The sequence below is a fragment of the Microbacterium tenebrionis genome, from assembly GCF_903645325.1.
Classification (GTDB): Bacteria; Actinomycetota; Actinomycetes; order Actinomycetales; family Microbacteriaceae; genus Microbacterium; species Microbacterium tenebrionis.
On sequence record NZ_CAHJXQ010000007.1, the window covers coordinates 1 to 26,453 of the forward strand.

A 26,453-nucleotide genomic window follows, 5' to 3' on the forward strand; every position below is an offset into this window, starting at 1 on the left:
GTCGGGGTCGACCTGCTGGTCCGCGGGGGCGCCGCCCAGGCCGAGCAGCCCATTCTCGGTGCGCAGGATGATCTCGAGGTCCTCCGGCAGATAGTTCGCGACGAGCGTGGGCGCGCCGATCCCGAGGTTCACGACAGCGCCCTCGGGGATGTCGGCGGCGATGCGCGCGGCGAGTGCGTCCCGGGTGATGCGCGTGCTCATGCGGCCTCGTTCGTCGCGGCATCCAGCGGGTGGCCCTCGAGGTCCACGCCGCCGACGAATCCGCTACCCTGCAGCCAGGCGCGCTCGCCGACCGCGACGACCCGGTTCACGAAGATGCCGGGCGTGACGACTGTCTGCTGGCAGGAGAATTCTCCGTGCGCAGCGGAATTCTCTGGGAGCCGGGGCGGGCGGGGTCAGCGGGCGCGGCGGTGAACGGACTGCGGCGTGAGGTAGGCCGAGAGCCCCTCCAGCCCGTACTCCACACCAAGGCCGGAGTCGTGACGTCCGCCGAACGGGGCGTAATGGTTCGAGGCGAACATGTTGACCCCGACCGAGCCGGTGTCCATGCGCCGCGCGATGCGGAATGCGACATCCTCGTCGCCGCCGAAGACGATGCCGCCGAGGCCGAACGCGGTGCCGTTGGCGATGTCGACCGCAGCATCCACCGACGGCGCCCGCAGCAGGGTGATGACCGGTCCGAAGATCTCCTCGCGGGCGATCGTCATCGCCGGCGTCACATCCGCGAACACGGTCGGGGCCACGAACGCTCCGCCGGGCAGCGGCGGCGCCACGTCTCCCCCGACGGTCGCCCGAGCGCCCTCGGTCAGCCCGGCACGGATGTATCCGAGCACGCGGTCGCGCTGCGCGAGCGTCGCCACCGGTCCGAACACCGTCTCCGGGTCCAGCGGGTCTCCGACGGGGGCCGCGGCGACCGTTGCGGTGACCATGTCGACGAGCTCGTCGTAGCGATCGGGCGTCGTGACCAGGCGCGTGGAGATGTAACAGGTCTGCCCGGTGTTGCGCATACTGCTGCGGATCAGCACCTGAGACATGGCATCCAGATCGGCGTCCGGCAGCACCAGCGCGGTCGACTTGCCGCCGAGCTCGAGAGTGACCGGACGCAGCAGCTCGCCGCAGGCCGCGGCGATGCGCCGACCCACCGGCGTCGACCCCGTGAACGCAACCTTGTCGATGCCCGGATGCCGCACGAGCAGATCGCCCGTCGCGCCCTCGCCCGTGATGATGTTGATGACTCCGGCGGGGATGCCGGCCTCGTCCGCGGCATCCAGCAGGAACCGCACCGACAGCGGCGTGGGCCCGGCCGGCTTGATCACGACGGTGCAGCCGGCGATGAGGGCGGGCGCGAGCTTGATGACGACGAGGTTGATGGGGAAGTTCCAGGGGGCGATCAGTGCGCACACGCCGATCGGGTCCTGCGCGACGACCGTCTCGTTCCCGCCGCCGGGGAACGCCCGCACGTCGCCCTGCTCGAGGTGCGGGGCGAGACTCGCGAAGACCCGGAGAATGGCGGCCGCGTTCGATGCCGCCCCGGCGGTCTCGGCGACCGGCGAGCCGTTCTCGAACGTGTTCGTCAGGCTCAGCACGTCGGCGCGGCTCTCGATCGCGTCGGCCATGCGGCGCACGAGGTCGGCGCGCTCGGACGGCGAACGCTGCGCCCACGCGCGCTGCGCCGTACGGGCGGCGGCGACCGCCGCGTCGACGTCCGCGGCATCCGCTTCGGGGACCGATCCCCATCCGGCGCCCGTGGCCGGGTCGATCACGGGGGTGCGCGGCCCGCGGGCCGTGGTCTCCTCGCCGCCGATCAGGTGGCCGGCCACGTGCGTGTACGGCAGCCGGTCGATGTGGCGCGCATGCCGATCGCGCATGGACGTCACGATGTCGGCACTGATCGTGCTCATGAGAGCTGCTCGATCTTCAGTAGCACCTCGGCGCGTGCGAGCTCCGCGTCGGCCATCTGCACCGCCGCCTCGGTCAGCAGCTCGGGGACGATCTCGGCGCGCAGCCGCGCGCAGTAGAAGGCCGGGGTGTACCCGAACCACGACGAGGCCAGCGCGATGCCGGTCGGCGTGAAGCGCCACAGCCGGTCGGCGTCGCGCACCAGGGTGTCCTCGATCGAGTACGACTCCTGCCGTGTGTCGTGACCGTCGATGATCGCCGTGACCCGGCCGATGAACTCGTCGTCGTAGCCGAGCGGAGGCAGCACCTCGCGCGCGATGTCACAGCCGTGCCGTTCGTGCTCGTAGCGGACGTCGGCGCGGCGCCAGTCGCCGGCGAAGCCCTCCGAGATGATGCGGTCCTGATCGACGCGCGCCCACCCGGTGTCGTGCAGCAGGATCGCGACCCGGACGACGAGCGCGTCGGCCTCAGGGTACGCCTGGCACAGCCGCTCGGCGAACGCGAAGGAGATGGGCAGGTGGATGTCGTTCTGCCGGGAGCGCGACTCGTCGACGATCGCGCGCCACAGCGGGTCGAGGTCGTCGTTCGCGGCGGTGGCCGCGATGGGCGAGGTGTCGACGGGGATGGCGGTAGGAATGGTCATGATGGCCTCGTTTCAGGCGGTGACGGCTTCGGGGATCACCACGGCGGACTTCAGCGGGATCGTGACGTCGGCGGCGACCTCAGGCGGGATCGTGCCGCCCTTGGTGAGCGCGGACTTGACCGCGAGGAACTCGGCGGGGTGGTTCACGACGTCGGCGGCGATCAGGCTGCCTGCGCGGTAGTAGAGGACGGCGAACTTCTCGCTGTCGGGCTCGCCGCGGACGACGACCTGGTCGTAACCGGTGGAGAGCCCTGCGATCTGCAGCTTGAGGTCGCCCTGATCCGACCAGAACCACGGCACGGATCGGTACTCGGCGTCCTCGCCGAGTAGGGATGCGGCGGCGACCTTGGCCTGCTCGAGAGCGTTGTTCACGCTCTCCAGGCGTATGCGGCCGCCCACGCCCTGCGGGTACGGGTTGGGCATCATGGTGCAGTCACCGGCGGCGACCGTGCGACCGTCGGACGCCCGCGCTGCAGCATCCACGAGGATGCCGCCCGCGACGTCCAGGCCGAGCTGCAGCGCGAGCTCGGTGCGCGGGACGACCCCGATGCCGATGAGCACGAGGTCGGCGGGGATCACGGTGCCGTCCTCGAGCTCGACGCCGGTGACCGATCCGAGCGAGCCCTGCACGATGGCATCCCCGCCGACGATGCGCGCGATCCGCCCATCGAGGACGACCTGGGTGCCGCGGCGCCGGTGCGCGGCCAGATAGAAGTCGCTCGTCTCCTGCGCGACGACCCGGCCGACCAGCCGCGGGGCGGCTTCGAGCACCGTGACGTTCTTGCCGAGCCCCCGGGCGACGGCGGCCGTCTCGAGGCCGATGAATCCGCCGCCGATCACGACGATGTTCTGCACCCGGTCCTCGGCGAGGGCAGGCTGCAGGGTGATGGCCTGGTCGGCGTCGCGCAGGTAGTGCACGCCGTGATAGTCGGTGCCCACGAGCGGTAGGCGCCGGGCGGCTGCTCCGGTGGTGAGCGCCAGGCGTCCGAAGGCGATCTCGCGGCCGCCCTCCGTCATCGCCGTGCCCATGCCGTCGGCATCGCGTCGGACGGTCACCACGCGGTCGCCGGTGATGAGCTCGATGTCGCGCTCGGCGAACCATTCGCGGGAGCGGAGGATGACGTCGTCGGGCTGCAGCTCGCCCTTGATCCAGCCCTTCGACAGCGGCGGGCGCTGGTAGGGCCGGTGGGCCTCTTCGCCGACGAGGTAGATCGGCTCGGTGTCGCCGCGCTCGCGCAGGATCGAGGCGATCTGGACGCCCGCTTGGCAAGCCCCGACGATGAGTGTCGCATTCATGGTGTCCTCCGTCAGAGCTGATCGCTCGGGGTGGTGACGTGGTACTCGCAGCCGTCCTGCAGCTTGATCTGGCACGACAGCCGGGACTCGTCGCGGCGGTCGACGGCGGTGCCGTCGAGCATCTCGTCCTCGAGGTCGCCGGGGTCGCCTGCGAGCTCGCGGGTCTCGGGTGCGACGAAGACGTGGCAGGTGGCGCACGAGAGGCTGCCGCCGCACTCGCCGACGATGCCGGGGACGCCGTTGCGCACGGCGGTCTCCATGATCGAGTCGCCGGGGCGGCCGTCGATGGTCGTCGTGGTGCCGTCGTCGGCGGTGTAGATGACGGTGCTCATGAGGGCTCCTTCGATCCGGGGGAATCAGATGAACTGGCGGCCACCGTCGACGACGACGGTCTGGCCGGTGACGAATGCGCTGGCGGGCGAGGCCAGGTACTGGACGGTGCCGACGATGTCTTCGGGGTCGATCGCGCGGCGGATCGCGCCGCGGTCGACGCCGTACTCGGCGGCGTTCTCGATCAGCCCGTGGCTGGCCTCGGTGAGGGTGAAGCCGGGCGCGACGGCGTTGACCGTGATGCCGCGGGCACCGAGCTCCTTCGCGAGCACGCGCGTCAGGCCGATGACGCCCGACTTGGATGCCACATAGTGCGCCCACTGCGCGGACCCGCTGTACACGGTGGCGGAGGAGATGTTGATCACCCGGCCGCCGTCCGCGAGGTGCGGCGACAGCGCGCGGGTGACCTGCCACGGACCTTTGAGGTTCACGGCCATGACCCGGTCCCACTCGCCCTCGTCGATGTCCTCGAACGGCGAGCGGGTGACCGCGGCGTAGATCGCGGCGTTGTTCACGAGCACGTCGACCGCGCCGCCGGCCTCCATCGCAGCGGCGGCGAGCGCATCCGTGGACTGCCGGTCGGTCACGTCGACCCGCACGGCGATCGCCGGGACGGCGGCGGTCTCGGCGATCTCCGCCGCGACGCGGGATGCGGCATCCCCGTCGATATCGGCGATGACCACCCGGTCGCCGGCCGCGGCGAAGGCCCGCGCGAACGCCGCACCCAGTCCGCCGCCGGCGCCGGTGACGACCACCGTGCGAGTCGAAGTACTCATGTGCTCTGCTTCTCCTGGATGTCCTGGTCAGTCGAGGATCGTGACGGTGCCGGAGTTGCCGTCCACCCGCAGCATCTGGCCGGTGGTGATCTCGACCGAGGCGGTGCCGGTGCCGGTGACGGCCGGCATCCCGTACTCGCGGCAGACGATCGCGGCGTGGCTCATCATGCCGCCGATGTCGGTGACCGTGGCGCGGATCTTGCCGAAGATCGGACCCCAGCTGGGCGAGGTGACCGGGGCGACGAGGATCTCGCCGTCCTGCACCTCGCTGAGCTGATCGGCCGACGAGATGACGCGTGCGGGGCCCTCGGCGGTTCCGGGCGATGCGGCCATGCCCTTCAGCGTCCCCTCGGGAACGTCGCTCTTGCCGAGCCAGTTCTGGATCTGGTCGTCGGTGATGCCCCAGAGCATGAGGGTGAAGGGCTCGGTGATGACCTCGGGCGGTGTGTTCAGCGCGGGCTGCGGACGTGCTGTCGACAGGGCATCGACGATGCCGCGGCGGCGCTCGACCTCGGCCGGCCAGTGCGACGGACCGATGGCGGGGGCTCCGACCATCCAGCCGTTGACGTAGTCGAACAGCGTCTCGCGCACCTCGTCGCGGCGCAGGTAGAACATGTCGTTCGGCTCCGGCCAGAAACCGGCCTCATGCAGCACGGCCGAGAGCTGGCGGGCCTTGCGCCAGAAGACGCCCATGGTCCAGTGCTCGATGTAGAAGTTGTGGTTCTCGACGTACGGGTAGACGACGCGTGCGAGGCCGAGCTTGCCCTGGAACGTGGCGAGCGCGTCGCCGTCGAGCAGCTCGGCGTACTCGCCTGTGATGCGGTCGCGCTCGGAGACGAGCTCGTCGACGGGGCGGTCGATGTCGGCGTCGTCCTGCAGGCGCTCGATGTATCCCTTGATGAAGGCGAGCGGGATCGACGGCACATCGCGCCAGTACTGGTCGTGGGCGTAGAAGCCGTTGCCGGTGGTGAAGTTGAACCACGGGTCCTGCGCGTCGTTCCACGCCTGCGTCCACACAGCCCCTGCCGGGTGCGCGGCGATCGCGGCGAGCGTTCCCTCGGCATCCGAGGTGTCGCCGAAGAGGTCTGCGAGACCGTCGCTGACGGCGATCTTCGCGAGCTTCTTCAGCTCGTCGTCGGGGCGGAACAGCTCCATGTCGACGCCCTGCACCATGGTCGCGATCGCCTGGTCGGGGATGCGCGGGAACATCTCCTTGCAGAACATGAACAGGTCGAGGTACGCCACGTAGCCGAGGTTGAGGAACTCGAAGTGATACTGCCAGGCGCGGTAGGCGAGCGAGATGAGCTTGTCGTAGCTCTCGAGCAACTCGGTGCCGGAACCGGTGCCCTTGCCGGAGAGCACATCGTCGATCGGGATCATGTCGGGCAGCGCCGTGAAGTCGAGGCCGTCGATCTCGTCGATCGTGGCGCGCAGCTTGGTGTGCCAGTTCTGCAGCAGGCTGTCCCAGTTCTCGAAGTAGTGGCCGGCGCGTTGCATGAACTCGGGCACGCGGGCCTCGACGTGCTGCGGGTCGACGGCCACCGGCGACATGAACACGTATCCGTTGTGGATGCGGTACTCGATGCCGTTCGCGGTGGGTATCAGCAGCTGGCGGGCGTTGTACTGGCCGAGGCATCCGACCGCGAACTCGAAGCCGATGGTCTCGAAGGGCTTGGTGACGGTCGGCCAGTGCTGGCTGTCGCAGAACCAGAACTTCTTCTCCTCGACCTCGCGCAGGCCATCCTGGAAGACCAGGTTGTAGGCATACAGGTCCTTCCAGCCCTCGGCACCGGCGGGCGGCGCCTGATCGTAGGGGCTGGGAAAGGAGTTGCGGACGGGGGCGGCGACAGCGGTCGTCTCTGACATGGCTGGTCCTTTTCGTTTGCGGGTCGGGTATTCGTTTGCGGTGCGGGTGCTTCGTTTGCGGTGCGGGTGCTTCGTTTGCGGTGCGGGTGAGGCTGCGGCCTCAGCGGCCGATCTGGGTCATGAGCGACTGGGTGATGCTGGCGATGCCGAAGCCCGAGCTGGTCGGCGTCGCGGCCTGCGCCTTGGTCGACCAGACGGTCTCGGGGCGCGACTGCAACAGCAGGACGTTCTCGCCGCCGGGCAGCGTGCGGTCGATGGCCCACTCGATGTCCTGCGGGCTGCCGAAGTGCTTCTCGGCGCGCTTGGCGATCGCCGCGACCGCGGTGACCTCGTCGTCGCTCAGGCAGCGGATGCCACGGCGCTCGGCCTCGACCTCGCGCTCGACGACGCCCTGCGAATCGGCATCCGGAACCATCTCGATGTGCTTCTCGCCGATCTGCTCTTCGGAGATCGTGAGCAGCACCTTGTCGATGTGCAGGTTGTCGGGGGTCACGGTGCCCGAGACGACGGATTCGCCGAGGCCCCAGGCCGCGTCGATGACGATCGTGGAGCGGTCGCCGTTGGACGGGTCGATGGTCATCGCGACACCCGCGGTGCGGGCATCCACCATCTTCTGCACGGCGACGGCCATCGACAGGCCCTCGTCGGGGATGCTGTTGGCGAGGCGGTACACGATCGCACGAGAGGTGTAGAGCGAGGCCCAGCACCGGCGGACGTGCTCGGCGACCGCATCCCGTCCTCGGAGCCACAGGTAGGTGTCCTGCTGGCCGGCGAAGCTGGCGTCGGGCAGGTCTTCAGCCGTGGCCGAGGAGCGCACGGCGACCGGCTGCTCCTTGGTGAAGCGCTGCTGCAGGGCCTCGTAGGCGCGGCTGAACTCGCCGGCGATGGCATCCGGAACCTCGCGACTGAGGAACTCGGCGCGGATCTTCGCCGACACCTCGTCGACGACCGCGACGTCCTCGGGGTCGAGCCCCTCGAGCAGTCGATCGATCTCGTCGGCGAGCCCGGTCAGCTCGACGAACGAGGTGTAGGCGGCGGTCGTGACGGCGAATCCGGGAGGGACAGGGAGCCCGGCGGCGGTGAGATTCACCAGCGAGGCGCACTTGCCGCCGAGCTGGTCGATGGTCGCGGGGCCGGCCTCGTCGAAGAATCGGATGAAGAGGTAGTCGCCCATGTCAGGCCTCCCAGGTGACGGGGACGGAGGTGGGGACGCGGAACGAGAGGTTCTCGCGGAAGTCGATGTCGGCGTCGTCCTGGAGCCGGAGCCCCGGTACGGCCGCGATGGTCTCTTCGAGCGCGATCTTCGCCTGGAGCTTGGCGAGCATGTTGCCCAGGCAGTAGTGGATGCCGAACCCGAAGGACAGGTGATTGCGGGCGTCGCTGCGGCCGATGTCGAAGACGTCGGGGTTCTCGAAGACGTTCTCGTCGCGGTTCGCGGAGCCCATGACGAGCAGGACGTTCGCGCCCTGCGGGATGGCGACGCCGCCGATCTCGGTGTCGGTCAGCGCCTTGCGGCGCCAGGCCACGATCGAGCCGCTGAAGCGGAGCACCTCGTCGACCGCACTGGGGATGCGACCGGGATCATCGACGAGGTGCGCCCACTGCTCGGGGTGGGAGAGCAGGACACGGATGCAGTTGGCGATCAGCGTCGTGGTGGTCTCATGACCGGCGAACAGCAGACTGTAAGCGAGCGAGGCGATCTCGTGATCGGTGATCTCGGCGCCGTCGCCCTGCGCTGCGACGAGGTCGGAGATGAGGTTGTCGCCGCTCTCCGCGTGTGCCGCCGTGACGAGCGCGATGCACTCCTGCCAGTAGTCGACGAGGTTGTGGGCGTGCGGCACCTGCTCGTCGTCGTCGAGGTTGCCCCAGGTCATGGCGGCCCGGGAGTCCGACCAGCGTTTGTAGGTGGGGACGAGCGAGGGATCGACGCCGAGGAGGGTGAGGATCGTGATCGTCGGGATGTCGTAGGCGACCTGGGCGAAGAAGTCGCCGGTGCGGTCGGGGCTGGCGAGCATCTCGGCGAGCGCCGCGCGGGTGTTCTCGCGGATCGTCGGCTCGAGCACCTTGAAGCGGCGCGGGGTGAAGGCGCGCTGGGCGATCGCGCGGATGCGGGTGTGCTCCGGGGGGATGCGGGCCGAGAGGCCCGAGTAGGCGGTGAACCCTCCGTCCTTCATGATCTGCGTGGCCTGGGGGCCGCGTTCGCGGACCGGAGCCTGGGCGTTCTCGCTGGAGAAGGTCTCCCAGTTCTCGAACGCGGACTTGACGTCCTCGTAGCGGGTGACGACCCAGCAGTCGATGCGCTCGTCGTACATGACGGGCTCGGTGCTGCGGAGTTCGGCGTACGCGGCGAACGGGTCCTTCATGGCGAACGGCTCGTAGCCGTGGTGGGCGTCCGTGTCGTCTCCGGCTGCCGCGCGGGGCATCGCCTCGTGATCGACGGGACAGCCGGCTGCGGCTGCGGCTCGTGCTTCGGTGGGCGAGAGGGCCATGACGGCTCCTTCGTGTCAGCGCCTACGGGTTCAGTGTCTTGGTGGTCCGACGACCCGCTGTCATGTGCGGGCGAGCCGCCGGAACCTGGATCTCATCTAACGCGCAGTGTCAGCGTCACGAGTGTTTGTCTTCCGCTCAGTGGAAGCGGAATGTCGGAGGGACTGCAGCGGGAAGCCGCCGACGTTGGCCTCGATCCGGCGGGCGATGCCCCGCAGCGCTGGGAGGTGCTGCTCAATGGTCGTCGCGCTGTCCGTCGTGGTCACCAGACCCAGTGCCGCACCGACCAGCCCGTTCTGGAAGATCGGGACGGCGATCGACGTGGCACCCAGGCGGGTCTCGTCGACGGTCGTGGCGAAACTGCGGCTTCGCACCACGGCGAGTTCGGCGCGCAGGGCATCGGGGTCGACGTGCGTGTTCGGCGTGCGGGGCTCGAGCGGCTGGGCGAGGATCGCCTCGCGCACCCACGGTTCCTCAAACGCGAGCAGTACCTTCCCGACCGCTGTGGCGTGCAGCGGCAGGCGACCGCCGACGCGCGACGCCTGCGGCACGCGCCGGGTGCCGTAGACGCGGTCGATGTACAGCGCCTCGGCGCGCTCGCGGACCGCGATGTGCACGGTCTCCTGCGTGAGCGTGAACAGGTCCTGTAGCAGCGGGCGGGCGATCTCGCGCACCTGACGTCCTGCGTGCTGGCCGAGCTCCCACAGCCGCAGGCCGATCTGATAGCGCCCGTTGTCGTCGCGCTGGAGGGCGCCCCAGTCCTCGAGCTCGCCGACAAGCCGGTGCGTGGTGCTGAGCGGCAGGGCGGTCTCGGCGCTGATGTCGGTGAGGCTGCGCGGTGCGAGCGAGCGCTCGAACACCGCGAGGATCGAGAGCACGCGCCCTGTCACGCTCTGCCCCGGCTGTGTCGTCCGTCCGGCCATCGAGCACCTCCTCGTACAAGCTTCCGCCTAGTGGAAGCTTAGGCTCGTGGAATCCTCCACGCGAGAATTGCTTTGCACGACGAGACGGCTGCTATCACGCGCATTCTCGGCGGGGAGGGCAATTCTCATGTCAGGACGGGATGCCGAAGGCGTGGCGCTGCTTGATCGGTGCGACCTCGGGCGACGCCAGGAACGACAGCACCCGCGCGGCGTCAGCGGGCGACGCGGATGCCGTCGCGACTCCCCCGCCGAAGACGGTGCCGATCGCGCAGTCCTTCGGCAGAGTACCGAGGATGCGGATGCCGGGCTGTCCGACGAGCTCGCTGAGCTGCTGGAACCCCAGGTCGACGGTTCCCGCGGCCACCGACTTCGCGACGGGGACACCCGGCTGCGCCTGCACGAGCCGGTCTCCGATCTCGTCGGTCAGGCCCCAGTCGTCGATCATCTGCACGAGCGCCGTGCCGCTGGGCCCTGTCGAGTAGCCGATCCGGGTCGCCGAGCGCAGCGCGTCGCGCAGCTCCGCAGCATCCGCGAACGCCGGGCCATCGGGCCGCCCCGCCGGTTCCCCCGAACCGGACGGCACGGCCACGGCCACCTGCGACTGCACGATCGGGCGCACCGTCGCAGCATCCACATGCCCGTCGGCAGACAGGCGAGAAAGAGCACCGGAGGCGAGGAAGACGAGATCGAACGCCTCGCCGCTTTCGACGCGGGATGCGGCATCCACTCCCCCGACGGATTCGACCTCGACGGGCGGGAGTCCCGCGGCCTCAGCCGCGGCGAGCAACTCAGCGAGCAGGTGACGCGTCGCCATCGACGAGATGGCTCTCACGCAGCATCCTCGAAGGTCTCGGCATCCACTTCGGCAGCGGGGCCGGGCGCGTAGCGAGGCCCCGACACCGTCGACGTGTCGATCAGTTCGCCGGCGCGTTCGAGCAACGCCTCATCGACCGACAGCGACAGCGCCGCGAAGTCCTCATGCAGGTGATCGACGCTCGTGGTCCCGGGGATCGGCACGACGTGGTCGCCGCGCGCGAGCAGCCATGCGAGGGCGAGCTGCGCGGGGGTGCATCCGGCCTCGGCGGCGAGCTCGCGCCATGCCGGCAGCAGAGCGGCGTTCACCTCCCAGTTCGCGCCCTGGAACCGCGGCATCCCCCGGCGGATGTCCTTCTCGGCGAGCGTTGCAGGGTCGCCGACGCCGTCGCCGAGGAAACCACGCGCAACGGGTGAGAACGCGACGAGCGCGATTCCGTCATCCGCCGTCGCCGACAGCATCCCCAGTTCGGGGTTGCGGCTCCACAGCGAGTACTCGTTCTGCACCGCGGCGATCGGAGCGACGGCCTGGGCCTCGCGCAGACGCTCAACCGACACCTCCGACAGGCCGATCGCGCCGATCTTCCCGGCCTCGACAAGAGACGCCAGCGCACCGACCGATTCGCCGATCGGGACCGTCTTGTCCCACCGGTGCAGGTAGTACAGGTCGATGTGGTCGACGCCGAGGCGCCGCAGCGAAGCATCCACCTGCGCCGTCAGGGTCGCCGGTCGCCCATCGATGACCTTCACCCCGTCGACCATCGCCATGCCGCCCTTGCTGGCGAGCACGACCTCCTCGCGACGTCCCTTCAGAGCGCGTCCGACCAGCTCCTCGTTGCGGCCGCCGCCGTACAGCGTCGCCGTGTCGAGGTGCGTCACGCCCGAATCGAGAGCCGCGCGCAACAGCGCGAGCCCCTCTTCGTCGGATGGCGGGATGCCGTACGCGTGGCTGAGATTCATGCAGCCGAGGCCCATGCGCGGGAGCATCATGACGCGAGACTCGAAGGCCGGGTTCGGGAGAGAATCACGCGAGCTGCTCCTCCAACTGTCCGAGCACGCGGTAGCAGTCGATCACCTGACGGACCGACGAGTTCGGCTCGCGCCCCTCGCGGATCGCGCTCACGAACTCGCGATCCTGCAGCTCGATGCCGTTCATGCTGACCGCGACGTTCGAGACGTCGATCTGCTCCTCCTTGCCGGTGAACAGGTCGTCGTAGCGGGCGATGTAGGTCGCGGTGTCGCCGATGTAGCGGAAGAACGTGCCGAACGGGCCCTCGTTGTTGAACGACAGCGACAGCGTGCAGATCGCGCCGGTCTCGCTCTTGAGCTGGATCGACATGTCCATCGCGATGCCGAGCTCGGGGTGGATCGGCCCCTGGATCGCATGCGCGTCGACGATCTTCCCGGCCTGGTAGGCGAACAGGTCGACTGTGTGCGCGGCGTGGTGCCAGAGCAGGTGGTCGGTCCAGGAGCGCTTCTCGCCCTTGGCGTTCGTGTTCGTGCGGCGGAAGAAGTACGTCTGCACGTCCATCTGCTGCACGGCGAACTCGCCCGCCCGGATGCGGTCGTGCACGAACTGATGCGACGGGTTGAAGCGGCGGGTGTGTCCGACCATGGCGACCAGCCCGGAGGCCTCTGCTGCCTCAGCCGCGGCGAGAGTGGCCTCGGCATCCGCCAGCGAGTCGGCGAGCGGGATCTCGACCTGCACGTGCTTGCCGGCGGCGAGCACGGCCTGGGTCTGCGAGGCGTGCAGCCCGGTCGGAGTCGCGAGGATGACGGCATCCACGTCGTCGCGCTCGAGGACGCCCTCGAGACCGACGACCGCGTTCGCGACGCCGTACTGCTGCGCCACGGCATCCGCCTTCTCCTGGGAGGTGGCGGCGACGACGGTCACCTCGGCATCCTCGATGTTCTGAAGGCCGTCCAGGTGCTTCATGCCGAAGGCGCCGTTGGCGCCCACGACGGCGACGCGGATCTTGTCGGTCATTCGCTCTCCTTCTCGCGTTTCGATATCAGGCGTTCGATCTCAGGATGTCAGGCGTTCGCCACGGCCGCGGTCTCCGCGGGCTCGGGGGCGGGCGCGCCGTCCTGGATCTCGGCCACGGCCGGGTCCTCGGCGAGGTCCGTCCTGCCGATCGGGTTGCTCAGGACGAGGTGACCGACGGCGGTGTTGGATGCGGGCACGTGGTAGAACCGGTGGTCCGTGGAGGGGGCCTCGCCGTCGAACTGGTCGTCCATCGCACCGCGCGCGATCAGCCAGTCCACGAGCTCGATGCCCTCCGAGCCCGCCTCGTCGACGTACTCCATGTGCGGCCACTCGGTCAGACCCAGCGGGTCGGCGATCAGGTGGTCGAGGAAAGCGTTGTCCCACTCCTTGTTGATCAGACCCGCACGCGGACCCTGCAGCTGGTGACTCATACCCCCGGTGCCCCAGATCTGCACGTTGAGCTCCTCGCCATCCCACTTGTCGATCGCACGACGCAGCGCCTTGCCCAGCTCATAGCAGCGACGACCCGACGGCACCGGGTACTGCACGACATTCACCGCAAGCGGGATGACCCGCACCGGCCACCGCTCATCCGGACCCAGCTCGCCGTACACGAGCGACAGCGGCACGGTCAGGCCGTGATCGACGACCATCTCGTTCACCAGAGTCAGGTCGAAGTCGTCCTGGATGATCGACTGCGCCAAGTGCGCGGCGAACTCCGGGTACCCCTGCACATCCGGCACGGGGCGGGGGCCGTAGCCCTCATCCGCGACCGGGTACTCCGCGCCCGTGCCGAGCACGAACGTCGGGATGATCGACGCGTCGAAGGCCGTGGCGTGGTCGTTGTACACAAGGATCACAACATCGGGCGTGTTCTCCTTGGCCCACTTGCGGGTCCACCGGTACCCGTCGAAGACCTGCTTCCAATACGGCTCCTCGGTCTTGCCGAGGTCCATCGCCGCACCGATCGCCGGCACGTGCGAGGTGAACAGCGCAGAGGTGTACTTCGCCGGAGCATCCGGCCGCATCGTCGTCGCCTTCTCCGTCGACGGAGGCGTCCACCCATCCAGATCCTTCAGGCGGGCGCCCTTCGGGCTCCGACCACCACCGACCATCATGTCGCGGTAGGCGGCCTCGCTCATACCCGTCATCGAGCCGGCCATCTGCTGGAAGCTCAGCCCGTGCGTGGCGCCGATCTTCGCGAGGAAGTAGATGTTGCCGCCCTCAGCGATCATGGTGTTCAGGTCCATGTCGAGCACAGCCTGGCGCTGCACGGGGGTCAGCTTCCAGTCGTCGAGGTACGCCGCCTGGTCGGCCAGGAACCGCTCACGGTTCTCCGGCTTCATCAGCGACATCGCGAACTGGTTGAGGTGATACCCCTTACGCGCCTGCTCGGCGTCGTAGATGGTGGTGCCCGGAATGTCCTTGTAGGGCTTGTCGAGTGCCATGGTCATTCTCCTTCTTGCCAGTAGAGGCGGCGGGGGTTGTCCACGAGCAGCTTGCGCTGCAGTTCGGGCGTCGTCGCGATCTGAGGGATGTAGTCGACCAGCAGCCCGTCGTCGGGCATGTGGTCCTTGAGGTTGGGGTGGGGCCAGTCGGTTCCCCACAGCACGCGGTCGGGAAACTCCTCGACCACGCGGCGGGCGAACGGCACGACGTCCTGATAGGCGTGCTGCTCGCCGTTTCCGATTTCTTCAGGGAGAGCGCGTGGGCCGGTGACGCTCAGGCGCTCGGGGCACGAGACCTTGGTCCACACGTTGGGGTTCTCGCGCATGAACCGCAGGAACAGCGCGAACTCCTCTCCGTCCGGGTCCTTCGTGACGTCGGGCCGGCCCATGTGGTCGACGACGATGTCGGTCGGGATGCTGGAGAAGAAGTCGTACAGCTCGGGGAGGTCCTCGGCCTCGAAGTAGATGACGACGTGCCAGCCGAGCGGCGCGATCTTCGAGACGATCTCCTCGAGCGAGTCGGTCGGAACGCGGTCGACGAGGCGCTTGACGAAGTTGAAGCGGACGCCGCGGACGCCGGCCGCGTGCAACTCGGCGAGTTGCTCGTCGGTGACGTCGCGGCGCACGGTGGCGACTCCGCGAGCGCGGCCCTCGCTGCGGTTCAGGGCGTCGACGAGGGCGCTGTTGTCGGCGCCGTGGCAGGTGGCCTGCACGATGACGTTGCGGTCGAACCCGAGGTGGTCGCGCAGCGCGAACAACTGCTCGGCCGAGGCGTCGCACGGGGTGTATTTGCGCTCGGGGGCGTACGGGAACTCGGCGCCGGGTCCGAAGACGTGGCAGTGCGCGTCGACGGCACCCTGGGGCAGGACGAACGTCGGCTTCGTGGGGCCGTCGTACCAGTCCAGCCAGCCCTCGGTCTTCGTGAAGGGACCGGTGGTCTCACCGTGCGTGGTCTGCGTGTGCGGCACCCGTCAGTCCTCCACGTATTCGAAACCTGCGGCCGCGAGCGGCTCGCGCATGCCGTACAGGTCGAGTCCGAGCACGCCCTCGCGGAACTTCTGCCGCTTGGACTCCTCGTTGTCCTCGCGCTTGCGGCTGGCATCCGCCACCGGACCCACGAGCTCTCGGGGCACGACCACGACGCCGTCGACATCGGCGACGACGACATCGCCCGGGTTGACCAGGGCATTGGCGGCGACGACGGGGACGTTGACCGAGCCGAGCGTGGCCTTGACCGTGCCCTTGGAGTTGATCGCGCGGGAGAAGACGGGGAAGTCCATCTTCTCGAGGTCGGCGACGTCGCGGACGCCGCCGTCGATGACCAGTCCCTTGCAGCCGCGGGCGGTGAGGGACGTGGCCAGCAGCTCGCCGAAGAAGCCGTCCTCGCTCTCGGTGGTGCAGCCGGCGACGATCACATCGCCCTCCTGCACCTGCTCGGCCGCGACGTGGAACATCCAGTTGTCGCCGGGCTGCAAGAGCACGGTGACGGCGGGGCCGCAGAGCTTCGCCCCGTTGTAGGCGGGCCGGATGTAGGGACGCATGAGGCCGACGCGGCCCATGGCCTCGTGGATGGTCGCGACACCGAACTCCGACAGACGGGCGACGTCGTCGGGATCGGGGCGCTGGATGCTGGTGCGGACGATGCCGAGATTGTTCAGTCGCATGTTCTTCTCTTTCACAGTCCGCGGGCCTTGAGCGCGCGGTCGAGACGCGGGTAGACGGTGCGGGCGTTGCCCTCGAACACTGCTTCGCGCTGGGCGTCGGACAGGTTGGTCGTGGCGTCGACGTAGCGCTTGGTGTCGTCGAAGTAGTGTCCGGTGCGGGGGTCGACGTCGCGGACGGCGCCGATCATCTCGCTGGCGAACAGGATGTTCTTCGTCGGGATCACGTCGGTGAGCAGGTCGATGCCCGGCTGGTGGTAGACGCAGGTGTCGAAGTAGACGTTGTTCAGCAGGTGCTCTTCGAGCTCGGGCTTGCCGAGCGCCATGGCGAGGCCCCGGAACCGGCCCCAGTGGTACGGGACGGCGCCGCCGCCGTGCGGGATGACGAGCTTGAGGTCGGGGAAGTCGCGGAACAGGTCGCCCTTGAGCAGCTGCATGAACGCGGTCGTGTCGGCGCCGAGGTAGTGGTCGCCGGTGGTGTGGAACACGTCGGGGCGGCAGGTCGTCGACACGTGCACCATGGCGGGCAGTTCGTACTCGACGAGCTTCTCGTAGATCGGGTACCAGGAGCGGTCGGTGAGCGCCGGGGCCGACCACTTTCCGCCGGACGGGTCGGGGTTGAGGTTGACGGTGACGACGCCGAGTTCCTCGACGGCGCGGGTCAGCTCTGCGACCGTGGTGGCGGGGTCGACGCCGGGCGACTGTGGCAGCATCGCGCCGGGGAGGAAGCGGTCGGGGAACAGCTGCGAGACGCGGGCGACGAGGTCGTTGCAGATGCGCGCCCAGGTCTCGCTGACGGCGAAGTCGCCGATGTGGTGGGCCATGAACGAGGCGCGGGGGCTGAAGACGGTGATGTCGCTACCGCGGTCGTTCATGACCCTCAGCTGATTGGCCTCGATCGTCTCGCGGATGTCGTCGTCGCTGATCTTGAGGTCCGCGGGATTCGGGGCATCCCCCTTGTCGTCGGCGAAGGCGATCTGCAGGTCGCGCCAGGCGCCCAGCTGCGCCGGGGCGGTCGTGTAATGGCCGTGGATGTCGATGATCAACGTGTGTCGTCCTTGTCACTCGGATGCCGTCGCCTCGATCCTAGGTCGGCGTCTGGACGCCGTCCAATAGATTCTTTTCCCATGTGGAATAGATAGCCTCTATACATGGCGCTCGCGGATCTCAACCAGCTGCGCACGTTCGTCGTGCTCTACGAGCTGCGCAGCGTCACCGCCGCCGCCGAGCGTCTGCACGTCACGCAGCCGACCGTGAGCTACACGCTCCGGCGCCTGCGCGAGAAGTTCGGCGACGAGCTGTTCCGTCGCGAGGGGCACGACATGGTGCCGACGGCGAAGGCGACCGCGCTGTTCGCACCGCTCCACGAGGCGCTCGCGCAGATCGACCAGACCGTGAGCGATCCCGACGCGTTCGAACCGTCCGGGTTCAGCGGCGAACTGGCGCTCGGGCTCACCTCGATCGGCGAGCAGACGTTCCTGCCGCCGATCATGGAGGCGCTCGCCCGAGAGGCCGCCAGCCCGCACCTGCAGGTCGCGAGACTGGACTCCGATCAGGTCGAGGACGGGCTGATCCGCGGCTCGATCGACCTGGCCATGACCGTGTCGATGATCGGCAGTCCACGACTGTGGCGCACGCACGTGCGTGCCGTCGAGTACGTGGCGCTGTCGTCGGGGCGGCATCCGCTGCCCGAGACGTCGCCCGACATGTTCGAGGGGCGCCGGTTCGTGCGCGTGAGCGCACGCGGCGGGCATGTCTTCCCGCTGCAGGTGCTCACCGAGCACGGGCTCATGGGCCAGGTCGCCCTCACCGTCGAGGAGTACTCGACCGTGCCGGCCGTTCTCGAGGCGACGGATCTCGTCGTGCTCGTGCCCCGGCACATCGCCGAGGTGTTCAGCGGCTGGTTCGGCGGGCTGCGCTTCGCGGACCTGCCGTGGCCGGCGCAGTCGACGCCCGTGTCGCTGTACACGCGTCGCGAGGCGAGCCTGGGGCCGGCGCAGCGCTGGTTCCGAAGCGTTGTGCTGGATGCCGTCGCCGCCGGCGAGTACCGGCGGGGGCGTGCCGGTCAGTAGTTCGCTCCGCGCAACGCGTCAGGACGGCGTCTTGCGGTTCCAGCTCGCCTTTGCCGGGGCGAACGGGCTGCGGATGTGGATCGACCACGTCGAGTGCGGGTGGATGCGCAGCAGCGCCGTCTCGTAGAACTGCACCGCGTCGGGCGAGAGCCCGGGCAGCACGGCATCCTTGTCGACCGTGTCCTCCTCGCGCGGGCGCAGGGCCTTCCACACCAGCTGCACCTCGGGGGCGCCGGTCGGGATGCCGTCGAGGTCGATGACCGCACGATCCCAGGGCAGCGTCAGCCGCGGGTCGCGTTTGTACACCCAGGCGCGCGGGGCACCGTCCTCGGCGTTGACCTGCAGCACCCACGCATTCTTCTCGTCATCGCGGATGAGCACGGGCTGCAGGTCGGCGTTCTGCGGCGCATCCGCGAACGGGACGAGCTCGTCGTCGACGCCAGACGGCGCCCAGGCGCTGTACCCGTCGGGAAGTCCCGCGACGAGGGCCGCGAGGTCGCCTGCGACGACGCTGACGTCGATGTTCGCGCGCTCCCGGATCGGACGCCCGAGCCAGCGATCCAGCGCCGCGCCACCCGACAGCCACCAGCGCACGGATGCCGTCGACAGGAGCCCAGCCACACCCTGCGGGTCGAGTGGCTCCCATGGCGTGTCGGCGGCAGAAGCGGGCATAGAACGAGGCTACCGCGCGCGCGGTTCCGAGCTGCCCGGCCGTTCGAGCATCGCCCACAGACCCCGGAACAGCGCCGCCGACTCGGCAGACCCCAGATGACCGGTGAGCTCGCGCTGCACTTCGACGACCCGCGGGGCCAGTCGTGCGTGCTCCGCCGCGCCGTGCGCGGTGAGCGTCACGACGTTCCGTCGCGCATCGGATGCCGCGCGCTGCCGCGCGATGAGACCGGACTTCTCCATGCGGCGCACGAGGTCGGCGATCGTGGACCGGTCGAGATCGACCTCGTCGCCGAGCTCGCGCTGGCTGGCCTCGCCGAGACGCTCGAGCACGGCGAGGATGCTGTACTGCGTGCTCGTGATATCGGGATCGGCCACCCGAGCCCACGTCGCCAGGTGCAACTGCTGCGCGCGCCGGATCAGGTTGCCGACGTGACGCTGCGGCTCGGGGAGGTCTGCCATCGTCATCACGGCATCCATCCTCTCAACACGGCGGCGTGAGGACGCGATGCGGGATGGATTCGGTCGGCTATCCGGCGGCAGCGAAACCGACCGAATCCATCCCGCATGACAGGCTCAGCCCACAGCGACCGGTGCCCCGACCGGCAGCAGGAACCCGGCGAAGAACTCCCGCAGTTCGTCGCGTGCCGACAGCGGCAGCACGTGCGCCACGTACTGGTCCGGGCGCACGACCACGACCGCCCCCTCGGAAGCGATCCCGCGCAGCGCGAAGATGTCATCGGCAGGATCCGTCGCCCACACCTTCTCCCAGTCCTGCAGTCCCAGCGGGCCGGTCTTCGGCAGGAGCAGTTCGGGGAGCGAGGTCACGTCGATGTCGTGGTGCGAGCCGTGGAACACGGCGTGCACGTCGATGATGCCGTCTGCGTCGGCATCCGCCGGAGTGAACGCGCGCACCGGCGAATCCGGGCCGTCGGACAGCCATGTCACGAACTCGCGCAACGCGTCACCGGAGGCGTCGCCGAACGCGTACAGGCGCCAGCGCCCGTCGGCGCGGTGCGAGTGGCCGAGCTCCATCCGGCGGGCGTCGGCGACGCGGCGCACGGGCGCGGAGTGGAACCGGGTGCCGACCTCGAACCCGGCTGCCAGCACCTGGTGCCCGGCGTCGCCGGTGAGCGCCGAGGGGTGGTACTTCGTGGCGAGCCCCGCCGTGTACCGCCCCTGGCGCGCGAACTCGTCGCGCATCTGCGCGGGCGTGACGCCGCCGCGCTCCGGATGCTCGGGGTCGAGCGCGGGCTGGGCGATGAACGCCGACCAGTGCTTGTCGAACGCGATGAGGTCGGCCGCCATCCTCTGACGCTCCTCGGAGTAGCTGCGCAGCAGCGCGGCATCCGATCGTCCCTGCAGGACCGCGGCGAGCTTCCAGCCGAGGTTGAACGCGTCCTGCATCGACACGTTCATCCCCTGGCCGGCCTTGGCGCTGTGCGTGTGGCACGCGTCCCCGGCGAGGAAGAGGTGCGGCTCGGCTCCCGCCGGCGACTCGGCCGTCAGGTCGTCGAACCGGTCGGCGACGCGCTGCCCGACCTCGTACACGCTCGACCACGCGACCTGCTGCACATCGATCGTGTACGGGTGCAGGATGCCGTTCGCGACAGCCGTGAGCTGTTCGACGGTGGTGCTGCGCACGTCGGATCCGGCCTCGACCGCGCCGAGATCGACGTAGCAGCGCACCATCGTCCCGCCCTCGCGCGGGATCATGAGGAGGCTGCCCTTGCCGTCGGACTGCACGACGTTCTTCGTGCGCCAGTCGGGGAAGTCCGTGTTCGCCAGCACGTCCATGACGCCCCAGGCGTGGTTGGCGGCATCGCCCTGCAGGTGGATGCCGAGCGCGCGGCGCACGCTGCTGCGAGCGCCGTCGCACCCCACGACGTACTTGGCGCGGACGGTGAGCTCGCTCCCGTCCGTGCGCCGAAGGGTCGCGACGACGGGATGCTCGGATGCGGCATCCATCTCGAATCCTGTGAACTCGATCCCGTAGTCGGCCTCGAGGCGGCTCGCGGATTTCGCGGCGTGCTCGAGCAGGAACTGTTGCATGCGCGCCTGGTTGACGATCACGTGCGGGAACTCGCTGAGCCCCGCAGGGGTGTCCTCGACCCAGCCCGTGCGGACGATCGTTGAGCGATCCGCATCCGATGGACCCCAGAAGCGCACCTCGTTGACCCAGTAGGCCTCGCGCACCAGGGCGTCGGCGAGGCCGAACGCCTGGAACATCTCCACTGTGCGGCATGCGACGCCGTCGGCCTGGCCGACCTGGAGCGGCTCTGCGCGGCGCTCGATGATCCGGGTGGTGATGTCGGGGAACGCGGCCAGTTGAGCTGCGAGCACGGTGCCGGCGGGGCCGGTGCCGACGATGAGGACGTCGAGCGTCTCGGGGAAGTCGGCGCTGCGCACGGCCACCTGCGGCGCTGGCAGCTGGATGTCGGGGTCACCGGGCCGGTAGCCGTCGCGGTAGAACTGCATGGGATCTCCTTCGATCACGACCGGTCGTTCACTCGACCTGATTCGTTGGGGTGCCAACGATAGTACCGGGATGCCGATGCGCGCGCCACCCCCGTGCGAAGCTGTCCCCATGGCGAACTCCCGCTCCGGCGACTCGATGACCGAGCGCATCGTGCGCGTGCTCGACACGTTCACGAGCGAGCGGACCATGCAGACCGCCAGCGAGATCGCGCGGCGCGCCGGTCTGCCGTCCTCCAGCGCGCACCGCATCATCGCCGAGCTCATCGGGCAGGGGCTGCTCGAACGCGACGACGAGCACCGCATCCGCCTCGGCATGCGCCTGTGGGAGCTCGCACTCCGCGGCTCGAGCGCGCTGCGTCTGCGCCAGGCGGCCCTCCCGCACATGGAGCGCGTGCAGGCGGTCATCCGCGAGCACACCCAGCTCGCCGTCCTCGAGCACGAGGAGGCGCTGTTCCTCGAACGCCTCTCCCACCCGGATGCCGGCGCCAACATCACCCGGATCGCCGGGCGCCTGCCGCTGAACGCATCCTCCTCCGGGCTCGTCCTGCTCGCCTTCGCCGATCCCGAGCTCCGCGAACGCGTTCTCGCCGGACCCCTGCGGGCCGTCTCCCGCGAGACGGTCACGGATGCCGCGACGCTGACGTCGCTGCTCGCATCGATCCGGCGACGGGGGCACGTCTCGGCGCCGGGATCGATCGAGGCCGTGTCCACCGGCGTAGCCGTTCCGGTGCGCGACCACGGCGAGGTGGTGGCGGCGCTGTCTGTCGTCCTCCCCCGGGATGCCGCGACGCAGCCGGCGATCGACGCACTGCTCGCGGCTGCGAAGAGCATCGAAGGTGATCTGCGCTCTTCCCGTTGAACGGGAACCCGTCGGGGAACAGATCGCGCACGGTGCACACTGATCGACGAGCGGATGCCTGAGCATCCGCCGTCGAAGGAGACACCATGAGTACCACCGTCAGCACCCGCGTCGCGATCGTCGGCGCCGGCCCCGCGGGCCTCATCCTCTCGCACCTGCTCGCAGGCGCCGGGATCGAGTCGATCGTCATCGACCAGCGCTCGCGCGACGAGATCGAGTCCACGATCCGCGCCGGCATCCTCGAGCAGGGCACCGTCGATCTGCTCACCGCCATCGACCCGAACACCCGCGTCCACACGGTCGGCGACCGTCACGAGGGAATCGAACTGCGCTTCGAGGGCGAGGGTCACCGCATCGACTTCGCGGCGCTCGTCGACCGCAGCGTGTGGCTGTACCCGCAGCACGAGATGCTGAAGGACATGCTCGCCCTGCGTCTGGGGGCAGGCCAGGACCTGCGCTTCGGCGTGACGGCATCCCGCGTCGAGGATGCCGAGACGAACCGCCCGCGCGTCATCGCGACCGACGCCGACGGCGGGCAGCTCACGATCGAGGCGCACTTCGTCGTCGGCGCGGACGGGTCGCGGTCTGTCGTGCGCCCGGCGATCACGGGCGACTCGCGCAGCGGGTACTTCCGCGAATACCCGTTCGCCTGGTTCGGCATCCTGTGCGAAGCGCCGGCCAGCGCCGATGAACTCATCTACAGCAACTCCGCGAACGGATTCGCGCTCATCAGCCAGCGCAGCCCCGAGGTGCAGCGCATGTACTTCCAGTGCGATCCCGAGGCCGATCCGAACGCCATGAGCGAGGCGCAGATCTGGGAGGCGCTGCAGTCACGCGTTCCCGGAACCACGCTCAAGGAGGGCCGGATCTTCCAGCGCGACGTGCTGCGGTTCCGCAGCTTCGTCGCGAGCGAGCTGCGCCGCGGGCGCACCGCGCTCGTCGGCGACGCGGCGCACACCGTGCCGCCGACCGGCGCGAAGGGCATGAATCTCGCCGTCGCGGACGTCGTGCTGCTCGCCCGCGCCCTCGACGCACTGCTCGGCGACGGCGACGAGCGTCTGATCGACGGCTATGCCGAGCAGGCGCTGAAGCGCATCTGGAAGGCGCAGCACTTCTCGTGGTGGATGACGAGCATGCTGCACCGGCTGCCCGAGGCAGGCGAGTTCGACAGCCGTCGGCAGCTCGGCGAGCTCCGCTCGGTCGTCGACTCCGAGGCAGGACGCACCTACCTCGCCGAGGCCTACACCGGCTGGCCGCTCGACTGAGCCGCGGCTCCTGCAGGGGCGCGCATTCCGAGCACGACGCCGTCCAGCCACGCGCCGACCGAGGCGCGCGCCTGCGGGGTATCCGGGTAGCGGCAGCGGAGGTGCATGCCGGAGCCGTTGACGATGAACCAGATCATCACGCCGTCGGTGCGGGTCACCGCGGAGACGTACTGGATGGACAGGTCGTCCTGCACGGCCGGCAGCCGGCGAGTGTCCAGCCACGAGATCGCGAACATCCCCGGGGCCTCCGGCATCCCGCCGTACGGGGCGAGGATCGGCGCGAGCGGATGCGAACCGAGCGTCAACGCGTCGCGGACGGCCGAAGCGCACGAGACCGGGTCGTCATCGATGCACTCGATCACGGAATTGGTGATGAACCACCCGGAGCTGTCGTGCCAGCGCGGCTCGTTCCTGCTGTGCACGGGGAACACGGCACGCAGCGGAGCGTCTGCCATCGATCGCGTGAGCGCGGTGAGCACGGACAGCGCCAGAGCGGTCGGACGCACGCCGTGCTCGGCAGCCCGTTCCTCGAAGTCGGCGAACTCGGCCGCATCCATGACGTCGCGCACCACGACCACTTCGTCCTTCAGCTCGTCGAGATCGCCGAGATCGAGCGGGAAGCGCGGCATCGCCCCCGCTCCGTCGTCGAGGATGCGGTGCCACCGCGCCGTGATCTCGGCGGGCGCCGGCGGCGCCTGCTCGAGCAGCGCGGAATGCTCGGCGAACGACGCAGCAGGCTCCGCGTCGAGCATCCCCTCACTTGCGGAGACGAGGTCGCGCGCGAGGATCAGCAGCGACCACATGTCCACGTGCGCATGATCCGATCCGATCACCGCGACCGGTCGCGGATCGTCCTCGCCGTCATCCGGCACGAGAAGGGCGAGCAGGTGCGACGGGCGCGAGAGCGGCGTGCAGTCGGCATCCAGGATCCGGCGCAGCGCATCGCGTGATCGGGTTCCCTCCGGGACGGGATGCCGTCGCCACACCGCTCCGGTCACCGGTCTGCGCTCGAGCACCAGCCGCCCGAATCCGGTGCGATCGAACACCGTGTTCAGCGCGCCGTGGCGGCGCACGACCTGCATCCACGCCGCGGCGAGCGCATCGCGATCAGCGCCCCGGACGCGGAAAGCGATCGCCATCCACGCCCCCGGCCGCTCCCCCGCCTCGACGTGCCGTCGCTGATCGAACGACACCGGCAGATCCTCGCCCCGCCCCTCATCCATGCGCAGGCGCAGACTGTGCGCTCTCCCTGGGGAGCTCCATCTGGGCGACGTTGGTGAGACGCATCGCCGTAGTCTAGGGACACTCGATTCCAGTCATGTGAACAGGAGCCGCGATGCCATCTCTGATTCTCGACGGCGCCACCATCGACTTCGACATGACGGACGGCACCGGCCCCCTCGTCGTCCAGCTGCACGGGCTGACATCGAGCAGGGAGCGCGACGCGCAGTTGGGCCTCGATCTGGCGAGGGCGCTGCCCGCGCACCGCGTCGTGCGCTACGACGCACGCGGTCATGGCCGCTCCACGGGTTCGACCGAGCCCGCCGACTACGGCTGGGACCGGCTCGCCGACGACCTGCTGCGACTGCTCGACGAGGTCGCGCCCGGAGAGCGGGTTCACGCCGTCGGCCCGTCGATGGGCACCGGAACTCTGCTGCATGCGGCAGCGCGCGAGCCGCATCGTTTCCAGAGCCTCTGCTTCGCCGTGCCGCCGACCGCGTGGAAGACCAGAGCGGCGCAGGCCGACGTCTACCGGGCGGGCGCCCTGCTCGTCGAGCGCGACGGCGTCGACGCCCTGACGCAGGCGGGCAGCACCGCACCTGTGCCGCCGGCCATCGCAGGGTCTCCCGCGACCTCTCCCCAGGTCGTACCGGAGCTGCTGCCGACCGTGCTGCGCGGGGCTGCGACCACGGATCTTCCCGCGAGAGCCGTGATCGCCGGCATCACCGTGCCGACGCTCATCCTCGCGTGGACGGGCGACCGCGCGCACCCGCTGAAGACGGCCCGCCGGCTCCACTCTCTGATCGGCGGCAGCCACCTGGCGGTCGCCCGCACCCCGCACGACGTCCTGGCGTGGCCCGGCCTGTTCGCCGAGCACGTCATGTCGGCGACGGGTCCGGCTCAGCGCTCGGTCGCATACTGAGCCGCGGCGGGTTCCCGAGCCGCGTCCGCGCTCTCGACACGAGTGCGCGCCCGGAAGCGCCACGCCGCGAGCAGCACCACCAGCACCGCGAGCACGATGGCCGTGGATGCCACGACGGGAGCAGCCGGGTCTTCTGCCCAGCGCCCCACCGCGATCCACACGAGGCCCCACGCCGTCGCGACCGCCGGCGCCCAGCGCCCGCCGCGCCACGCCGTGAACAGGGCGACGAGACCTGCGGCGATGAGCGTCAGCGTGCCGGGCACTCCGGGCGCCTCCGACCACGCCGAGATGCCGATGTCGGCCAGCCACGCCGCCAGATTCGCCGCCGCGGCCACCGTCACCCAGCCCAGATACAGCCCGATGACGCCGTCGATCAGCACGAGCTCGGCCACCGTGCGGCGCTGCGGGCTGCGGCACGCGCGCACGAAGGTCACGAGCAGCACGCACAGCAGCAGGACGATGATCACGAACGACTCGGCGATCCGCCAGGCCAGGACGCAGACGATCCACACGGCGTTCAGCAGGGCGGATGCCGCGACGCCGTACCCGACCGCCCGGTGACGCGGCTTCGCCGCCTGTGCGGGCACGGCCTGCCAGATCGCGTACGCCAGCAGCCCCAGATAGATGACCGACCAGATCGAGAATGCGAAGCCGGCCGGAGCGAGCACGGTGGCGTCCGCCGCGAACGCTCCGCCCGCGGCATCCGCGATGCTCGTCCCTCCGACCAGCCCGGAGCCGATCACGGCCGCGACAAGGGAACCGGCCACCGTCAGCAGGACGACGGCACGACGGACACGATCAGACTTCTCCGTCTGGGTCATGCCCTCAGGGTAGAGGC

General features: G+C 69.6%; 26 protein-coding genes. 4 read left to right on the forward strand and 22 right to left on the reverse strand.

The genetic code is table 11. From position 1 onward, the window contains the following. From HWX58_RS10495 to HWX58_RS10580, 17 genes are all read right to left on the reverse strand, one after another. Positions 1–201: CoA-transferase (locus HWX58_RS10495; RefSeq protein WP_284690607.1), on the reverse strand; the 201-nt coding region annotated here is incomplete at its 3' end. Positions 202–395: 194 nt separating this feature from the next. Then, a complete protein-coding gene (locus tag HWX58_RS10505; protein WP_250646193.1) occupies positions 396–1,901 on the reverse strand; it encodes an aldehyde dehydrogenase family protein in 1,506 nt (501 codons plus the stop codon). Continuing rightward, positions 1,898–2,542: an HD domain-containing protein gene (locus HWX58_RS10510; RefSeq protein ID WP_175987564.1), complete on the reverse strand. Its 645-nt coding sequence runs from the start codon at positions 2,540–2,542 to the stop codon at positions 1,898–1,900. Before HWX58_RS10510 ends, HWX58_RS10505 begins: the two co-directional genes overlap by 4 nt. A 12-nt stretch (positions 2,543–2,554) precedes the next feature. Beyond that, positions 2,555–3,838: an NAD(P)/FAD-dependent oxidoreductase gene (locus HWX58_RS10515; protein WP_175987566.1), complete on the reverse strand. Its 1,284-nt coding sequence runs from the start codon at positions 3,836–3,838 to the stop codon at positions 2,555–2,557. A gap of 11 nt (positions 3,839–3,849) precedes the next feature. Continuing rightward, positions 3,850–4,170: a 2Fe-2S iron-sulfur cluster-binding protein gene (locus HWX58_RS10520; protein ID WP_175987568.1), complete on the reverse strand. Its 321-nt coding sequence runs from the start codon at positions 4,168–4,170 to the stop codon at positions 3,850–3,852. Positions 4,171–4,194: 24 nt separating this feature from the next. Continuing rightward, positions 4,195–4,944 (reverse strand): SDR family NAD(P)-dependent oxidoreductase, encoded by a 750-nt coding sequence (locus HWX58_RS10525; RefSeq protein ID WP_175987570.1) that lies wholly within the window; start codon positions 4,942–4,944, stop codon positions 4,195–4,197. A 27-nt stretch (positions 4,945–4,971) separates the two neighbouring features. Next, entirely contained in the window at positions 4,972–6,810 is a 1,839-nt protein-coding gene (locus HWX58_RS10530; protein ID WP_175987572.1) for a PEP-utilizing enzyme, read from the reverse strand. A gap of 100 nt (positions 6,811–6,910) precedes the next feature. After that, entirely contained in the window at positions 6,911–7,984 is a 1,074-nt protein-coding gene (locus HWX58_RS10535; protein ID WP_175987575.1) for a PEP/pyruvate-binding domain-containing protein, read from the reverse strand. 1 nt (position 7,985) lies between these two features. Then, positions 7,986–9,299: a cytochrome P450 gene (locus tag HWX58_RS10540; protein ID WP_250646194.1), complete on the reverse strand. Its 1,314-nt coding sequence runs from the start codon at positions 9,297–9,299 to the stop codon at positions 7,986–7,988. A 96-nt stretch (positions 9,300–9,395) separates the two neighbouring features. Next, positions 9,396–10,220, reverse strand: coding sequence for an IclR family transcriptional regulator (locus HWX58_RS10545; protein ID WP_175987577.1), 825 nt, complete (start codon positions 10,218–10,220; stop codon positions 9,396–9,398). A 130-nt stretch (positions 10,221–10,350) separates the two neighbouring features. Then, positions 10,351–11,052 carry a substrate-binding domain-containing protein gene (locus tag HWX58_RS10550; RefSeq protein WP_217702979.1) on the reverse strand — a complete coding sequence of 234 codons (702 nt, stop codon included), beginning with the start codon at positions 11,050–11,052 and terminating at the stop codon, positions 10,351–10,353. Next, a complete protein-coding gene (locus HWX58_RS10555; protein ID WP_175987579.1) occupies positions 11,049–12,023 on the reverse strand; it encodes an aldo/keto reductase in 975 nt (324 codons plus the stop codon). The genes HWX58_RS10550 and HWX58_RS10555 overlap by 4 nt, the downstream gene beginning before the upstream one ends. Positions 12,024–12,057: 34 nt before the next feature. Then, positions 12,058–13,020: a Gfo/Idh/MocA family oxidoreductase gene (locus HWX58_RS10560; RefSeq protein WP_217702980.1), complete on the reverse strand. Its 963-nt coding sequence runs from the start codon at positions 13,018–13,020 to the stop codon at positions 12,058–12,060. 47 nt (positions 13,021–13,067) lie between these two features. Next, entirely contained in the window at positions 13,068–14,468 is a 1,401-nt protein-coding gene (locus tag HWX58_RS10565; protein ID WP_175987581.1) for a protocatechuate 4,5-dioxygenase subunit alpha/beta, read from the reverse strand. A 2-nt stretch (positions 14,469–14,470) separates the two neighbouring features. Continuing rightward, the gene (locus HWX58_RS10570) at positions 14,471–15,436 is read right to left on the reverse strand and encodes an amidohydrolase family protein (RefSeq protein ID WP_175987583.1); all 966 of its coding nucleotides are present in this window, start codon (positions 15,434–15,436) and stop codon (positions 14,471–14,473) included. Between the two features lie 3 nt (positions 15,437–15,439). Next, positions 15,440–16,132 (reverse strand): 4-carboxy-4-hydroxy-2-oxoadipate aldolase/oxaloacetate decarboxylase, encoded by a 693-nt coding sequence (gene ligK, locus HWX58_RS10575; protein ID WP_217702981.1) that lies wholly within the window; start codon positions 16,130–16,132, stop codon positions 15,440–15,442. Positions 16,133–16,143: 11 nt separating this feature from the next. Continuing rightward, positions 16,144–17,175: an amidohydrolase family protein gene (locus HWX58_RS10580; RefSeq protein ID WP_175987586.1), complete on the reverse strand. Its 1,032-nt coding sequence runs from the start codon at positions 17,173–17,175 to the stop codon at positions 16,144–16,146. A gap of 105 nt (positions 17,176–17,280) precedes the next feature. Between HWX58_RS10580 and HWX58_RS10585 the strand changes: the two genes are divergently transcribed. Next, positions 17,281–18,201 carry a LysR family transcriptional regulator gene (locus HWX58_RS10585; protein WP_175987588.1) on the forward strand — a complete coding sequence of 307 codons (921 nt, stop codon included), beginning with the start codon at positions 17,281–17,283 and terminating at the stop codon, positions 18,199–18,201. An 18-nt stretch (positions 18,202–18,219) separates the two neighbouring features. Here the strand turns inward: HWX58_RS10585 and HWX58_RS10590 are convergent, their stop codons facing one another. From HWX58_RS10590 to HWX58_RS10600, 3 genes are all read right to left on the reverse strand, one after another. Continuing rightward, positions 18,220–18,873, reverse strand: a complete 654-nt coding sequence (locus HWX58_RS10590) for a nucleotidyltransferase domain-containing protein (protein WP_175987590.1) — start codon at positions 18,871–18,873, stop codon at positions 18,220–18,222. Between the two features lie 9 nt (positions 18,874–18,882). Next, positions 18,883–19,338: a MarR family winged helix-turn-helix transcriptional regulator gene (locus HWX58_RS10595; protein ID WP_175987592.1), complete on the reverse strand. Its 456-nt coding sequence runs from the start codon at positions 19,336–19,338 to the stop codon at positions 18,883–18,885. A 108-nt stretch (positions 19,339–19,446) separates the two neighbouring features. Then, complete coding sequence (locus HWX58_RS10600) at positions 19,447–21,348, reverse strand: FAD-dependent monooxygenase (protein WP_175987594.1); 1,902 nt, start codon at positions 21,346–21,348, stop codon at positions 19,447–19,449. A gap of 109 nt (positions 21,349–21,457) precedes the next feature. On the opposite strand from HWX58_RS10600, the gene HWX58_RS10605 reads away from it, so the two are divergent. Both HWX58_RS10605 and HWX58_RS10610 read left to right on the forward strand, forming a co-directional pair. Continuing rightward, on the forward strand, positions 21,458–22,207 hold the full coding sequence (locus HWX58_RS10605; RefSeq protein ID WP_175987596.1) for an IclR family transcriptional regulator: 750 nt from the start codon (positions 21,458–21,460) through the stop codon (positions 22,205–22,207). Positions 22,208–22,293: 86 nt separating this feature from the next. Beyond that, a complete protein-coding gene (locus HWX58_RS10610) occupies positions 22,294–23,472 on the forward strand; it encodes a 4-hydroxybenzoate 3-monooxygenase (protein ID WP_175987598.1) in 1,179 nt (392 codons plus the stop codon). On the opposite strand, the gene HWX58_RS10615 is transcribed toward HWX58_RS10610, so the two are convergent. After that, on the reverse strand, positions 23,448–24,695 hold the full coding sequence (locus HWX58_RS10615) for a condensation domain-containing protein (protein ID WP_175987600.1): 1,248 nt from the start codon (positions 24,693–24,695) through the stop codon (positions 23,448–23,450). The two genes, HWX58_RS10610 and HWX58_RS10615, sit on opposite strands and share 25 nt — an antisense overlap. A 113-nt stretch (positions 24,696–24,808) precedes the next feature. Here HWX58_RS10615 and HWX58_RS10620 point away from each other — a divergent pair, with 113 nt between their 5' ends. After that, positions 24,809–25,615, forward strand: a complete 807-nt coding sequence (locus HWX58_RS10620; RefSeq protein ID WP_175987602.1) for an alpha/beta fold hydrolase — start codon at positions 24,809–24,811, stop codon at positions 25,613–25,615. On the opposite strand, the gene HWX58_RS10625 is transcribed toward HWX58_RS10620, so the two are convergent. Then, positions 25,594–26,436, reverse strand: coding sequence for a TspO-related membrane protein (locus HWX58_RS10625; protein ID WP_175987604.1), 843 nt, complete (start codon positions 26,434–26,436; stop codon positions 25,594–25,596). The genes HWX58_RS10620 and HWX58_RS10625 overlap by 22 nt on opposite strands. Between the last annotated feature and the right edge of the window lie 17 nt (positions 26,437–26,453).

Coding starts and splice junctions, on each gene's coding strand:
- HWX58_RS10505 (WP_250646193.1), bottom strand. CDS start 1,901: ATGAGCACGATCAGTGCCGACATCGTGACGTCCATGCGCGATCGGCAT.
- HWX58_RS10510 (WP_175987564.1), bottom strand. CDS start 2,542: ATGACCATTCCTACCGCCATCCCCGTCGACACCTCGCCCATCGCGGCC.
- HWX58_RS10515 (WP_175987566.1), bottom strand. CDS start 3,838: ATGAATGCGACACTCATCGTCGGGGCTTGCCAAGCGGGCGTCCAGATC.
- HWX58_RS10520 (WP_175987568.1), bottom strand. CDS start 4,170: ATGAGCACCGTCATCTACACCGCCGACGACGGCACCACGACGACCATC.
- HWX58_RS10525 (WP_175987570.1), bottom strand. CDS start 4,944: ATGAGTACTTCGACTCGCACGGTGGTCGTCACCGGCGCCGGCGGCGGA.
- HWX58_RS10530 (WP_175987572.1), bottom strand. CDS start 6,810: ATGTCAGAGACGACCGCTGTCGCCGCCCCCGTCCGCAACTCCTTTCCC.
- HWX58_RS10535 (WP_175987575.1), bottom strand. CDS start 7,984: ATGGGCGACTACCTCTTCATCCGATTCTTCGACGAGGCCGGCCCCGCG.
- HWX58_RS10540 (WP_250646194.1), bottom strand. CDS start 9,299: ATGGCCCTCTCGCCCACCGAAGCACGAGCCGCAGCCGCAGCCGGCTGT.
- HWX58_RS10545 (WP_175987577.1), bottom strand. CDS start 10,220: ATGGCCGGACGGACGACACAGCCGGGGCAGAGCGTGACAGGGCGCGTG.
- HWX58_RS10555 (WP_175987579.1), bottom strand. CDS start 12,023: ATGATGCTCCCGCGCATGGGCCTCGGCTGCATGAATCTCAGCCACGCG.
- HWX58_RS10560 (WP_217702980.1), bottom strand. CDS start 13,020: ATGACCGACAAGATCCGCGTCGCCGTCGTGGGCGCCAACGGCGCCTTC.
- HWX58_RS10565 (WP_175987581.1), bottom strand. CDS start 14,468: ATGGCACTCGACAAGCCCTACAAGGACATTCCGGGCACCACCATCTAC.
- ligK (WP_217702981.1), bottom strand. CDS start 16,132: ATGCGACTGAACAATCTCGGCATCGTCCGCACCAGCATCCAGCGCCCC.
- HWX58_RS10585 (WP_175987588.1), top strand. CDS start 17,281: ATGGCGCTCGCGGATCTCAACCAGCTGCGCACGTTCGTCGTGCTCTAC.
- HWX58_RS10590 (WP_175987590.1), bottom strand. CDS start 18,873: ATGCCCGCTTCTGCCGCCGACACGCCATGGGAGCCACTCGACCCGCAG.
- HWX58_RS10595 (WP_175987592.1), bottom strand. CDS start 19,338: ATGACGATGGCAGACCTCCCCGAGCCGCAGCGTCACGTCGGCAACCTG.
- HWX58_RS10600 (WP_175987594.1), bottom strand. CDS start 21,348: ATGCAGTTCTACCGCGACGGCTACCGGCCCGGTGACCCCGACATCCAG.
- HWX58_RS10605 (WP_175987596.1), top strand. CDS start 21,458: ATGGCGAACTCCCGCTCCGGCGACTCGATGACCGAGCGCATCGTGCGC.
- HWX58_RS10610 (WP_175987598.1), top strand. CDS start 22,294: ATGAGTACCACCGTCAGCACCCGCGTCGCGATCGTCGGCGCCGGCCCC.
- HWX58_RS10615 (WP_175987600.1), bottom strand. CDS start 24,695: ATGGATGAGGGGCGGGGCGAGGATCTGCCGGTGTCGTTCGATCAGCGA.
- HWX58_RS10620 (WP_175987602.1), top strand. CDS start 24,809: ATGCCATCTCTGATTCTCGACGGCGCCACCATCGACTTCGACATGACG.
- HWX58_RS10625 (WP_175987604.1), bottom strand. CDS start 26,436: ATGACCCAGACGGAGAAGTCTGATCGTGTCCGTCGTGCCGTCGTCCTG.